General features: G+C 70.5%; 12 protein-coding genes. 8 read left to right on the forward strand and 4 right to left on the reverse strand.

The window, feature by feature from the left end:
- Positions 1-49: 49 nt before the first annotated feature.
- Complete coding sequence (locus QUY26_RS21565; protein WP_289949133.1) at positions 50-1444, reverse strand: MDR family MFS transporter; 1395 nt, start codon at positions 1442-1444, stop codon at positions 50-52.
- A 152-nt stretch (positions 1445-1596) separates the two neighbouring features.
- On the opposite strand from QUY26_RS21565, the gene QUY26_RS21570 reads away from it, so the two are divergent.
- Complete coding sequence (locus tag QUY26_RS21570; protein ID WP_289949135.1) at positions 1597-2358, forward strand: phosphoglyceromutase; 762 nt, start codon at positions 1597-1599, stop codon at positions 2356-2358.
- A 229-nt stretch (positions 2359-2587) separates the two neighbouring features.
- Positions 2588-3154: a GNAT family N-acetyltransferase gene (locus QUY26_RS21580; protein WP_289949136.1), complete on the forward strand. Its 567-nt coding sequence runs from the start codon at positions 2588-2590 to the stop codon at positions 3152-3154.
- A gap of 30 nt (positions 3155-3184) precedes the next feature.
- Here QUY26_RS21580 and QUY26_RS21585 read toward each other — a convergent pair whose 3' ends face one another.
- Positions 3185-3739: a DUF4760 domain-containing protein gene (locus tag QUY26_RS21585; RefSeq protein WP_289949138.1), complete on the reverse strand. Its 555-nt coding sequence runs from the start codon at positions 3737-3739 to the stop codon at positions 3185-3187.
- Positions 3740-4490: 751 nt separating this feature from the next.
- Positions 4491-5171 (reverse strand): phosphate signaling complex protein PhoU, encoded by a 681-nt coding sequence (gene phoU, locus QUY26_RS21590; RefSeq protein WP_190116020.1) that lies wholly within the window; start codon positions 5169-5171, stop codon positions 4491-4493.
- Between the two features lie 349 nt (positions 5172-5520).
- Here phoU and QUY26_RS21595 point away from each other — a divergent pair, with 349 nt between their 5' ends.
- Both QUY26_RS21595 and QUY26_RS21600 read left to right on the forward strand, forming a co-directional pair.
- Positions 5521-6837, forward strand: a complete 1317-nt coding sequence (locus QUY26_RS21595; protein WP_289949140.1) for a sensor histidine kinase — start codon at positions 5521-5523, stop codon at positions 6835-6837.
- Positions 6834-7514 (forward strand): response regulator transcription factor, encoded by a 681-nt coding sequence (locus QUY26_RS21600; protein WP_030362171.1) that lies wholly within the window; start codon positions 6834-6836, stop codon positions 7512-7514. The genes QUY26_RS21595 and QUY26_RS21600 overlap by 4 nt, the downstream gene beginning before the upstream one ends.
- A 117-nt stretch (positions 7515-7631) precedes the next feature.
- On the opposite strand, the gene QUY26_RS21605 is transcribed toward QUY26_RS21600, so the two are convergent.
- Positions 7632-8387 carry a DUF461 domain-containing protein gene (locus QUY26_RS21605; RefSeq protein ID WP_289949143.1) on the reverse strand — a complete coding sequence of 252 codons (756 nt, stop codon included), beginning with the start codon at positions 8385-8387 and terminating at the stop codon, positions 7632-7634.
- A 775-nt stretch (positions 8388-9162) separates the two neighbouring features.
- Between QUY26_RS21605 and QUY26_RS21610 the strand changes: the two genes are divergently transcribed.
- From QUY26_RS21610 to QUY26_RS21625, 4 genes are all read left to right on the forward strand, one after another.
- On the forward strand, positions 9163-9645 hold the full coding sequence (locus QUY26_RS21610; RefSeq protein WP_003953493.1) for a CarD family transcriptional regulator: 483 nt from the start codon (positions 9163-9165) through the stop codon (positions 9643-9645).
- A gap of 409 nt (positions 9646-10054) precedes the next feature.
- Positions 10055-10852 (forward strand): 2-C-methyl-D-erythritol 4-phosphate cytidylyltransferase, encoded by a 798-nt coding sequence (gene ispD, locus QUY26_RS21615; RefSeq protein ID WP_289949144.1) that lies wholly within the window; start codon positions 10055-10057, stop codon positions 10850-10852.
- Complete coding sequence (gene ispF, locus QUY26_RS21620) at positions 10842-11381, forward strand: 2-C-methyl-D-erythritol 2,4-cyclodiphosphate synthase (protein ID WP_289949146.1); 540 nt, start codon at positions 10842-10844, stop codon at positions 11379-11381. The genes ispD and ispF overlap by 11 nt, the downstream gene beginning before the upstream one ends.
- A 174-nt stretch (positions 11382-11555) precedes the next feature.
- Positions 11556-11960 carry a PPOX class F420-dependent oxidoreductase gene (locus QUY26_RS21625; protein WP_289949148.1) on the forward strand — a complete coding sequence of 135 codons (405 nt, stop codon included), beginning with the start codon at positions 11556-11558 and terminating at the stop codon, positions 11958-11960.
- The last annotated feature ends 29 nt before the right edge of the window (positions 11961-11989 follow it).

Below are 11989 nucleotides of genomic sequence, written 5' to 3' on the forward strand. Positions count from 1 at the left end.
CTGGGTGGGCCCTGCGCTGATCTCACGGTAGCGGCGGTGCGCGGAACCTTCAGTCGCCGAGGGCCTTGGGCACCACGACCTCCGGCTCCGCGGCCCGCGCCACCATGAGCTCCGGCACCTCGCCCTCGCGCATCACGCCCTCGCGCATCACGCCCTCGCGCACCTCGCCCTCCGACTCCGCGGTCCGCGCCACCGTCGGCTCGGGCGCCGGGACCTCGTGCCCCGCCGCCCCCGCCCGCGGCTCCGCGGGAAGCCCCCGCATCAGACCCCAGTACCCGAGCGCCGCCACCGTACCCACGAGCGCGCAGCCGCCCCACAGCCACTCCGCGCCCAGGCGGTCGATCAGGAAGCCGGACATCAGCGGTGCCACGAGCCCCGCCACGGCCCACGACATCGTGTACATGCCCTGGTAACGGCCGCGCCCGTGCGTCGGCGAGAGCCGCACGACCAGGCCCGTCTGGGTGGGCGCGTTGATGATCTCGGCGAGCGTCCACACCATCACCGTCAGCGCGAACACCCCGACCGAACCGGCGAACGCGGTGAGCCCGAACCCGTACCCCGCCACGAGCGAGGACAGCACGAGCAGGCGCTGCGGGTCGCGGTGCTCGATGAACCGCGTCACGGGGATCTGCAGCGCGACGATCATGACGCCGTTCACGGCGATGGCGAGGCCGTAGTCGCTCGGTGAGAACCCCGCCTCGCCCATCGCCACCGGCAGCCCGAGCGCCCCCTGCTGGAAGACCAGCGCGACCAGGAAGGACAGGCCGACCACACCCATGAACCGCCCGTCCCGCAGCACCGTGCCGAGCCCGACCGACTCCTCGGCCGCCGTCGCCTCCGCACTGCGCGTCGGCCGGGACTCCGGCAGCTTCACGAACACCAGGACCGCGCACACCAGCGTCATCGCGCCCTCGACGAGGAAGCCCGCGCGGTAGCTGTACGAGGCGATGAAGCCCGCGCCCGCCGTGGAGATCGCGAACCCCAGGTTGATCGCCCAGTAGTTGAGCGAGAAGGCCCGCACCCGGTCCTCGGGCCGCACGATGTCGGCCAGCATCGCCTGCACGGCGGGACGCGAGGCGTTGCTCGCCATGCCGACGAGGAAGGCGACGCCCGCGATCGCCACCGGGTGCGTCATGAACCCGAGCAGCGCCACGGAGGCGGCCGTCGACACCTGCGCGATCAGCAGCGTGGGCCGGCGCCCGAGCCGGTCGGTCATGACGCCCGCGCCGATCGAGGAGATGACACCGCCGAGCCCGTGCAGCGCGGCGACGAGCCCCGCGTACGTGGCCGAGTACCCCTGCTCCACGGTCAGGTACAGCGCCATGAAGGTGGCGACGAAGCCGCCGAGGCGGTTCACCAGGGTGCTGGTCCACAGCCACCAGAAGGCGGGCGGCAGTCCTGAGACGGACTCTTTGACGGCACGTCTCATGGCGACGATCGGCATGGATCCCCCGGATGGAACAGACACTGCTTGTAAGTGGCAAAAACCGCATGCACAACTTACGACCCACGGGAACCTTCCCGCCACTCGATTGACGACAACCGTCAATCGCTCCCGGGGGCGACCCCTCCGGCGGTTCGATTACGCTCAGAGGCATGGCCGACGCACCGTACAAGCTGATCCTCCTCCGCCACGGCGAGAGCGAATGGAACGCGAAGAACCTGTTCACCGGCTGGGTGGACGTCAACCTGAACGACAAGGGCGAGAAGGAGGCGGTCCGCGGCGGTGAGCTGCTGAAGGACGCCGGCCTGCTCCCCGACGTGGTCCACACGTCCCTCCAGAAGCGCGCGATCCGCACCGCGCAGCTCTCCCTGGAGGCGGCCGACCGCCACTGGATCCCCGTCCACCGCAGCTGGCGCCTGAACGAGCGCCACTACGGCGCCCTCCAGGGCAAGGACAAGGCGCAGACCCTCGCCGAGTTCGGCGAGGAGCAGTTCATGCTGTGGCGCCGCTCCTACGACACCCCGCCGCCCGCCCTGGAGGACGGCGCCGAGTTCTCGCAGTCCGCGGACCCGCGCTACGCCTCCATCCCCCCGGAGCTGCGCCCCCGCACGGAGTGCCTGAAGGACGTCGTCGTCCGCATGCTCCCGTACTGGTACGACGGCATCGTCCCCGACCTCCTGGCCGGCCGCACGGTCCTCGTCGCCGCCCACGGCAACAGCCTGCGCGCCCTCGTCAAGCACCTCGACGGCATCTCCGACGCCGACATCGCGGGCCTGAACATCCCCACCGGCATCCCGCTCTCCTACGAACTGGACGCCGACTTCAAGCCCCTGAACCCGGGCGGCACCTACCTCGACCCGGACGCCGCGAAGGCGGCCATCGAGGCGGTCAAGAACCAGGGCAAGAAGAAGTAGGTTTTGCGATCATGCCCCCGACCTGTGCCTATGGCGCGGATCGGGGGCGTTTTCACGGCCTGGGCCCACTGCGGGCCCTCGGTGCTGGAGTTCCTGTGCTGCTTCGGACGCGTACCGGCTGCTCCAAGGACCGACCCATCCGGTGCACCATCACCACGTTCCGGGGCGATATCAACCGGATGACCTACGCGATCGGTGACCTGGCCGCCCGAAGCGAGAACGAGCCTCAGTGAGAATCATCCCTGCCCAGCCGGGCGACGTCTCCGCGCTGCTGGCCTTCCGAGCGGAAGCTGCAGCTTGGCTCTCCCGTTTCGGCACCGACCAGTGGCAACGCCCCTACCCCGCTGACAAGCTGTTGGAGAACATCCGGGCGGGAACTGTGTTCATGGTCCTGGACGCTGACGCAACGGCGGCGACGATCACCCTGACCCCCGAAGCGGAAGAAGGGCTCTGGACAGAGCAGGAACTGGCCGAGCCCTCTCTGTTCATAAACAAACTCAGCGTGGCGCGCACGTATGCCGGACAGAACCTCGGGGGACGTCTGCTCGACTGGGCCGGAGACCGTGCGTACCGAGCCGGGGCCACCTGGCTCCGGCTCGACGCGTGGACAACCAACAAAGACCTACAGGCGTACTACCTCCGTCAGGGGTTCGAGCACGTCCGTACGGTCCTGGAGGGGGCAGCGATCAACGGGGGGCCTCGGGTGTCAGGTTGGCTGGCTCAGCGCCAAACCCGACCGACAGAGCACGTCTTCACGGACGAGACCCCGGAGCCTGCGCGTATGGGCAGCACCTAAGAACGAGCGGCGGTCGGCCCCAGGGGCCTGCTACGCCACCGGTTGTCCCTGCGGGGGCAGGGTTCCGCCGTCTCCGGCGGGAGCGGCAGACCGACGCGGGGTCATGTGGCCGGCCAGCCACTCCAGGTTCTCCCACACGCGTGGCTCGCCGTACTCCTGTCGCTTCACTTCGATCCAGGGCCGGTAGTTGTTCCACACGGCGATGATGAGGCCGCCCCAAGCCTCGTCGATAACCCTTCGGTCGAAGGCGTCCGTCTGCGCGCCTACGGCCAGGAAGTTGAACGTGGTGAGGTACGCAGTGATCAGCTTGGTCGATTGATGGTCGCCTGACAGCGAGAGGCTGATCAGAGCGGCGATGGCCCCATGATCGCGCTCATTCGGTATCCCCTCATCGAACAGCGCCTTCCGCCGGTCCATATTGGCCGTGAGGTACTCCATGGTCGCCTGCTTGCGCCGCCTGTCGTGATCTTGGGCTGTGCTGCGAGACAGCAGGAGAAGCTGCCACGCCAGTGCGCCGAAGGCGGTGACACTGACGACCAGAGAGCCGAACGAACCAACCAGGGACCACAGCTCATACGACGTCACGGCCGGATACTTTACGGAAGACGCGCAGCTCGCGGGGCTGTTTCCGACATCAGCAGGCACGTACAGCGGCACACGACAACAGACCGACACCGTCCCACGCCCGTGTGAGACTGCTCCTCTTCGCTACTGAGGTCTGGGGTGACACCACCCGGGCCCTCCATGGGCCCTCCGAGGTCGACCGACGGCGACCGACAACGCGCGACAACGACGGCCCGGCCGCAGGTCAGGTGAGGTGCGCACCCCTGACCAGGCCCGAAAACGGGCCCGCCAGACCCAGGGCAAGAAGAAGTAGGTCCGCCCGTACGGGAAAAGGGGCTCCACGCGCGCGTGGAGCCCCTTTTCTGTGTGCGATTCCGTGCGCGCGGGGGCGCGTGGGAGGGAGCGAGCGGCGGACGGCAGCGTGGGGTGAACAGGTGCGCACGCGTGCGCCGTTGACGCGCCCCGCCGCCTCGGGCTTGCAATGGAGAGGCAGGCAGTACGTCTTCGCAGTATGCCTTCGAGGAGGAGACACATGGCTGAGTCCCCCAGGCCCGAAACCCACGCCGACGGTTGCCAGTGCGGTCCCGGCTGTAGCTGTGGCTGCCAGTCCGGCGGCTCCTGCCAGTGCGGCGGCGGCTGCGGCTGACGCTCAGCGCGGGTGAGGTTCCGGCGCGTTTCGGTTCAGCGGAGCACGAAGGGGTGGGCGCGCGAACCTCGGCGCCCACCCCGCGCACGGCTCGGGGCGCGCACCCACGCGCCCCGTCGGCAGGTGCTACGCGCCCTCGACGGGCGCCGAGCCCGGCTGGATCTCGTCCGCGTGCTCACCCGTCACCAGGTACACGACGCGCTTGGCGACGGACACCGCGTGGTCCGCGAAGCGCTCGTAGTAGCGTCCGAGGAGCGTCACGTCCACGGCGGTCTCGATGCCGTGCTTCCAGCGGTCGTCCATCAGGTGCTGGAACAGCGTGCGGTGCAGCAGGTCCATCTCGTCGTCGTCCTGCTCCAGCTGCAGCGCCAGATCGACGTCCTTGGTGATGATGACCTCCGCCGCCTTCGCCATCAGGCGCTGCGCGAGCTGGCCCATCTCCAGGATCGTCGCGTGCAGGTCGCGCGGCACCGCCGACTCCGGGAAGCGCAGCCGGGCCAGCTTGGCCACGTGCTGGGCCAGGTCGCCGGAGCGCTCCAGGTCGGCGCTCATCCGCAGCGAGGTGACCACGATCCGCAGGTCCGTGGCGACCGGCTGCTGCCGCGCCAGCAGGGCTATCGCGCGGGCCTCCAGCTCGTGCTGGAGGTCGTCGACCTTCTGGTCGGCGGCGATCACGCTCTCGGCCAGCTTCAGATCGGCGTCGAGCATGGCCGTGGTGGCGCGCCCGATCGCCGACCCGACAAGGCGGGCCATCTCGACCAGGCCCTCGCCGATCGAGTCAAGTTCCTCGTGGTACGCGTCACGCATGTGGCTGTCCCTCTCTCGTACGTCACAGGGGCTCACCCCCACGCTCCCACGGTGGTGGCCCGACGCGTCCGTTTAAGTCATCTCAAATGAATCACCTCTGTCGCCAAGGTGAACTGTGGGCGACGGAGCCTCGCCGCCCGCCCGATGCGCCACACTGCACCAAGGGCCCCGCGAGCCGACCCGCGCTCGGCACCCGGAACGCGTGCCGCACAACGGAATCCGCCGGTCCGGCGGGGCGCCCCGCCGAAATGAACCACTGCCGTCCCCACAGTGAACTCTGAGCGACGAGTGTTCGAGTGGCCACCCGGATGGCTGTGGCCGGTACTCCGACCGCGCATAACCTGGAGGCATGGACGTGAACGCGGCGGTCGCCGCAGCGGCAGCGATCGCCGGGGTGTGCACCGGCGTCATCGCCATGCTGGCGTTTCGCTGGAGCGAACGCGACCAGAAGAGGCCCACCCGGACGTCTCTGCACACGGACGCGGTCCTGCCCCCCGGCGTCGACACGGTCCTCTCCGTGCTGCGCTCCTCCGCGGTCGTCCTGGACGAGGCGGACAGCGTGGTCAAGGCGAGCTCCGCGGCGTACGCCCTCGGACTGGTGCGCGGCGGCAAACTCGCCGTCGAGCCGATGCTGCAGATGGCCAGGGACACCCGGCGCGACGGTGAGATACGACAGGTCGAGCTGGACCTGCCGCGCCGGGGCACGGGCCGGGGTGACGCTCTCGCGGTCTCCGCGCGGGTGGCGCCCCTGGGCTCCCGCCTGGTCCTGCTGCTCGTCGAGGACCTCACGGAGGCCCGCCGCATCGAGGCGGTGCGCCGCGACTTCGTGGCGAACGTCAGCCACGAGCTCAAGACGCCGGTGGGGGCGCTCTCGCTGCTCTCCGAAGCCGTCATGGACGCCGCCGACGACCCCGAGGCCGTGGAGCGCTTCGCGGGCCGGATGCAGAACGAGGCGACCCGTCTGACCAACCTCGTGCAGGAGCTCATCGACCTCTCCCGGGTGCAGAACGACGACCCCCTGGAGGACGCCGAGCCGGTGCGCGTCGACGAACTGGTGGCCGAGGCCATCGACCGCTGCCGACACCAGGCGGGCACCAAGCAGATCACCATGGCCGCGACCGTCGGGAGCGCCGCGGCGCCGACCGCCGAGGGCGGCTCCGGCAGCCGGACAGCGGTCTCCGACCTGCATGTCTGGGGCAACCGCGGCCAGCTCGCCGCGGCTCTCGGCAACCTCGTCGAGAACGCCGTGAACTACTCCCCGGCCCGCACCCGGGTCGGCATAGCGGCGCGCCGGGTCACCGCACCGGGCGGCGACCACATCGAGGTCGCGGTCACCGACCAGGGCATCGGGATCTCCGACAAGGACAAGGAGCGCATCTTCGAGCGCTTCTACCGCGTCGACCCGGCCCGCTCGCGCGCCACCGGCGGCACCGGCCTCGGTCTCGCCATCGTCAAGCACGTGGCCGCCTCGCACGGCGGGGAGGTCACGGTGTGGAGCTCGGAGGGCCAGGGCTCCACCTTCACCCTGCGTCTGCCCGAGGCGGGCGCGACGCGCGACCGCGGCACCGGACGCTCCGTGCCCGTGAACGGCGCGCACCAGGGCGCCAGGCCCGACGACACAACCGCATACGAACCCATTCCTGCCGCCCCGGAGGTCCTTCCGTGACCCGAGTGCTCGTCGTCGAGGACGAGGAGTCCTTCAGCGACGCCCTGTCGTACATGCTCCGCAAGGAGGGCTTCGAGGTCGCGATCGCGGCCACCGGACCCGACGGACTCGACGAATTCGAGCGCAACGGCGCCGACCTCGTCCTGCTCGACCTGATGCTGCCGGGCCTGCCCGGCACCGAGGTCTGCCGTCAGCTGCGCAGCCGCTCGAACGTGCCGGTGATCATGGTCACCGCCAAGGACAGTGAGATCGACAAGGTCGTCGGCCTGGAAATAGGAGCCGATGACTACGTCACCAAGCCCTTCTCGTCCCGCGAGCTCGTGGCCCGCATCCGCGCGGTCCTGCGCCGCCGCGGTGAGCCCGAGGAGGTCGCCCCGCAGGCCCTGGAGGCGGGTCCGGTCCGCATGGACGTCGACCGGCACGTGGTCACGGTTTCCGGCTCCAAGGTCGACCTGCCCCTGAAGGAGTTCGACCTCCTGGAGATGCTGCTGCGCAACGCGGGCCGCGTACTGACCCGCATGCAGCTCATCGACCGCGTCTGGGGCGCCGACTACGTGGGCGACACCAAGACCCTCGACGTGCACGTCAAGCGCCTGCGCGCCAAGATCGAGCCGGACCCGGGCGCACCCCGCTACCTGGTGACGGTCCGCGGCCTCGGCTACAAGTTCGAGCCGTAGACAGCACCCACGTGAGCACGCGAAAGGGCGGGACCCCTGAGGGGTTCCCGCCCTTTCGCGTGCTCTTCTCGAAACGTCCCCGCGTACGGGTCGAACCGTCCCGCGTACGGGAGGACGTCAGCGCTGCGCGTCGCCCTCGTGCCCGGCCTCGCCGGACGGCGTGGTGCCCGCGCCCTGGGCGCCTTCGCCGCCCTCGGCGCCGTCGGCCCCGGCGGCGCCCTCAGCGCCGTTCCCGGTGCCGTTCTCGGCGTCCCCGGACGGCGTGCCCGACGGGCTGCCGGAGGGCGATCCCGAGGGCTTTCCGGACGGCTTGCCCGAGGGCTTGGCGTCCGGGGCCTTCGGGAGCTCGCTCGGGCCCCACTTCTGGAAGTAGCTCTCGGCGGGCACGACGAACGTCTTCAGCTTCACGTCGCCGGTCTTGCTGAAGGCGAAGGTGACCGGCTGCGCGTTGCCGTCCTTGACGGACTCGCGGCTGCTGGGCAGGACCGCGGCGGCGTTGTCCTTGCCGCCGATGGTGACCGACCCGCCGGCCGGGATGGTCAGGCCGCCGCCCGCGCCCTTCTTCTCGCCCTTGGCGGGGCTCAGCGCGGCCTTCTTGCCGGTGCCGTCGACCTTGATGGATTCCAGGGTCTGGGCGGTGCGGCCGTTGTTGAAGACCGTCGCGGCGATGACGGCGGGGCCCGTCGACTCGCGGTCGGGCTGCGTGATGATCATGGCATTCTGGATCTTGATGTCGCCGACGGCGGTCGCCGCGTTGTCCGGCTTGATCTCGATCGTCTGGGCGTTGTTTCCGGCACCGCAGGCGGTGAGCGTGGCGAGCGAGAACGCGAGGGCGGTGGCGGCGATGGCGCCGCGTCGAAGGCTGCGGCTCACGGCGGCGGCAACTCCTAAACGTGGGCGGTACGGAGGGGGCGGGCGGCCTTGACGCCGTCCTGGCGGGCGACCGTAGAGCCGCCCTAAGGGTGTGTCAGCGGGCTTAGGTTACCGAGCCGTTCCCGCGCCGCCGCACCCGACCCGCCCCTCAGCACCACGAGCTGCCGGTCTCCCCGCCCGATGCTCCCGTCCCGACTCGCCCCACGGCCTCCCCGCGCCCTCCCGGGACCTCGCGTGCCCCACCCGTTCCAGGGCCTGTTCCGTATTCGTAAATCCGGGGCCGCCGGCGTTCCGGCGATTTTCGGATAAGGAAATCGGAGGAGGCCGGGAAATTGATCAGTGGATGGCGCACGGGACGTGCCACCTGGTGGATCGGAGCGCGGTTCGGGCGCACGGGCGCTCGTGGTTCTTGATCAATTCCGGATTCGCGCCGGACCCGCCTCCGGGACCGTCGCGAAGTGATCCCGAACGCGTCCGGCGCGTCGTCTCGTACGTGTCAGCGAGTGCTGAACGGAGTAGCGGAAGTTCACCTACGGGAACCCGGCAAACCGGGACGTTCGTCCCCTTGCGGCCCTCTCTCGGGGCGCGTAACGGGGGCGTTTCACCGTCCCCGAACAGCCGCTCCGACCTGCGAATACCCCCTTCCGCGGCCCTCGCGCAGCACGTTCCTGTTGCAGTTGTCAAGCCCCGAGATATGCCCTGACCTGCGAAAACGCCATTCAGAAGACGCCGTATCCGTGTTACCCTGGATAGCCACGGAAGGGGTACCTGTCACATGACGTTCAAGGTTGGCGACACCGTGGTCTATCCCCATCACGGGGCCGCGCTGATCGAGGCTATCGAAACTCGCCAGATCAAAGGCGTGGACAAGACCTACTTGGTGCTGAAGGTCGCCCAGGGCGACCTGACGGTACGTGTGCCAGCGGACAATGCGGAGTTCGTCGGTGTGCGTGATGTGGTCGGCCAGGACGGCCTCGACCGGGTCTTCGAAGTACTGCGCGCGCCGTACGCAGAAGAGCCCACGAACTGGTCGCGCCGTTACAAGGCAAATCTTGAGAAGCTTGCCTCCGGCGATGTCATCAAGGTCGCGGAAGTGGTCCGTGACCTGTGGCGTCGGGAGCGCGAGCGCGGACTGTCCGCCGGTGAGAAGCGCATGCTCGCCAAGGCCCGTCAGATCCTGGTGAGCGAGCTGGCCCTCGCGGAGAACACGAACGAGGACAAGGCCGAGGCCCTGCTCGACGAGGTCCTCGCGTCCTGAAGTCCTGACCGACGCAGCGCAGCGCCACACCACCTGGCGTGCGTCCCGGGACGAACACAGAGCGCACACATTGCCGCGGTGCCCGCCGACTCCTGAAAGGTGTTGCCGGGCACTGCGGCATGTTCGCACTGCGGCATGTCCGTACCCGAGGGAGTCCTCGTGCCCCGAGGGCACCCGCGTACCCGTACCCGTACCCGAAAACGGGCAGGCGTCGACCCCGGGCGCGCGTGCGCGTACCCCGGTCTTCACCGCCGGTTCGCGTGTACGGAAAGATCCCCCGGTACTTTGGCGTGCCGGGCTCGGGCAGCTGCCTCGACCAGATGTCACGGAAGGGTCCGGTCAAGGCGTCGCGCCCGGCACGCTGTGGCCATACCCATGTCGGCCGAGCACACAAACCTGAACGGAACCGATGTCTGACGCATCTTCTGTGGCGGGCCGGCCTGGTCCCGCCCAGCACGCCCAGTCCACGCACCCCGCCGAGCCCCTCCGCACCGCCGCGGTGATCCCCGCGGCGGGCCGCGGCGTCCGCCTCGGCCCCGGCGCCCCCAAGGCCCTGCGCGCCCTGAACGGTACGCCCATGCTCATCCACGCCGTGCGCGCGATGGCCGCGTCCCGCGCCGTCTCCCTCGTCGTGGTCGTGGCCCCGCCGGACGGCGCCCCCGAGGTCAAGACCCTCCTCGCCGACCACGCCCTGCCCGAGCGGACCGACTTCCTCGTCGTGCCCGGCGGCGCGACCCGCCAGGAGTCCGTGCAGCTCGGCCTCGATGCCCTGCCCCCCGGCATCGACATCGTGCTCGTGCACGACGCGGCCCGCCCCCTGGTCCCCGTGGACACCGTCGACGGCGTCATCGAGGCCGTCCGCGACGGGGCGCCCGCCGTCGTCCCCGCGCTGCCGGTCGCCGACACCGTCAAGGAGGTCGAGCCAGGAACGCCCGGCGAGCCCGAGCCCGTCCTCGCCACCCCCGAGCGCGCCCGCCTGCGGGCCGTGCAGACGCCGCAGGGCTTCGACCGGGCCACGCTGCTCCGCGCCCACGAAGCCGCCGTCGTCGGCGAGGGCGCCACGGACTGCGCGGGCCTCGTGGAGCGCCTCGGCGAGCCGGTGGTGCTCGTGCCGGGCCACGAGGAGGCGTTCAAGGTGACCCGGCCCCTCGACCTCGTCCTCGCCGAGGCCGTACTCGCCCGCAGGAGGGCCAACGATGGCTTCTGACCCGACCCGGCCGCAGCCGCAGTCCCAGCCGGGGCCGGGCGCGCTCCCGTACCCCCTGCCGCAGGTCGGCGTCGGCACCGACATCCACGCCTTCGAAGCGGGCCGCGAGCTGTGGTGCGCCGGGCTGAGGTGGGAGGGGGAGGGGCCCGGGCTCGCCGGGCACTCCGACGCGGACGTCGTCGCGCACGCGGCGTGCAACGCGCTGTTCTCCGCCGCCGGGCTCGGCGACCTCGGCGCCCACTTCGGCACCGGGCGGCCCGAGTGGGCCGGGGCGTCGGGGCTGACCCTCCTCGCGGAGGCCGCGCGGATCGTCCGGGAGGCCGGTTTCACCATCGGCAACGTCGCCGTGCAGGTGATCGGCCCCCGCCCGAAGATCGGCAAGCGGCGCGACGAGGCCCAGAAGGTGCTCTCCGAGGCGGTCGGCGCACCGGTCACCGTCTCCGGCGCCACGACGGACGGCCTCGGCTTCCCCGGCCGCGACGAGGGGCTCATGGGCATCGCGACGGCGCTGGTCGTCCGTACGGGCTGAGCGGGACCGGCCGTCCGTACGGCCGAGCCGGACCGGCCGTCCGTACGGGCTGAAGGGGGCCCGTCGCCCGTACGGGCTGCGCGGGGCCGAAACCCGCCCCGCCCCGTGGTGCGGCGACCCGGGATCGGGTAGGGCTACGAGTCGTCAAGCGGTCAACAGCCGAGGAGTGAAGCCATGTCCGCCCAGCTTTCCGACGACCTCAAGTCCCAGCTCGACAACCCGGTCTTCGTCACCGTCGCCACCATCCAGCCCGACGGCAGCCCTCAGCTCTCACCGGTCTGGGTGAAGCGCGACGGCGACGACGTCATCTTCTCCACCACCGTCGGACGGCAGAAGGAGAAGAACCTGCGCCGCGACCCGCGCGTGACGGTCCTGCTCCAGCCCTTCGACGCCCCGTACACCTACGCGGAGATCCGCGGCACCGCCGAGATGACCACCGAGGGCGGCCAGGAGCTGATCGACGAGCTGTCGCTGAAGTACACGGGCCTGAAGTACGCCGAGTTCAGCGCGCAGGCGGGCCAGGACGCGCCGCGCGTGGTCGTCCGCGTCACGCCGCGCAAGGTCGTCGGCAGGATCTGAGCGGGCCGCGGGACAGCCGTTCATCACAG

The sequence above is a fragment of the Streptomyces flavofungini genome, from assembly GCF_030388665.1.
Lineage (GTDB): Bacteria > Actinomycetota > Actinomycetes > Streptomycetales > Streptomycetaceae > Streptomyces > Streptomyces flavofungini_A.

Coding starts and splice junctions, on each gene's coding strand:
- QUY26_RS21565 (WP_289949133.1), bottom strand. CDS start 1,444: ATGCCGATCGTCGCCATGAGACGTGCCGTCAAAGAGTCCGTCTCAGGA.
- QUY26_RS21570 (WP_289949135.1), top strand. CDS start 1,597: ATGGCCGACGCACCGTACAAGCTGATCCTCCTCCGCCACGGCGAGAGC.
- phoU (WP_190116020.1), bottom strand. CDS start 5,171: ATGCGTGACGCGTACCACGAGGAACTTGACTCGATCGGCGAGGGCCTG.
- QUY26_RS21595 (WP_289949140.1), top strand. CDS start 5,521: ATGGACGTGAACGCGGCGGTCGCCGCAGCGGCAGCGATCGCCGGGGTG.
- QUY26_RS21610 (WP_003953493.1), top strand. CDS start 9,163: ATGACGTTCAAGGTTGGCGACACCGTGGTCTATCCCCATCACGGGGCC.
- ispD (WP_289949144.1), top strand. CDS start 10,055: ATGTCTGACGCATCTTCTGTGGCGGGCCGGCCTGGTCCCGCCCAGCAC.
- ispF (WP_289949146.1), top strand. CDS start 10,842: ATGGCTTCTGACCCGACCCGGCCGCAGCCGCAGTCCCAGCCGGGGCCG.
- QUY26_RS21625 (WP_289949148.1), top strand. CDS start 11,556: ATGTCCGCCCAGCTTTCCGACGACCTCAAGTCCCAGCTCGACAACCCG.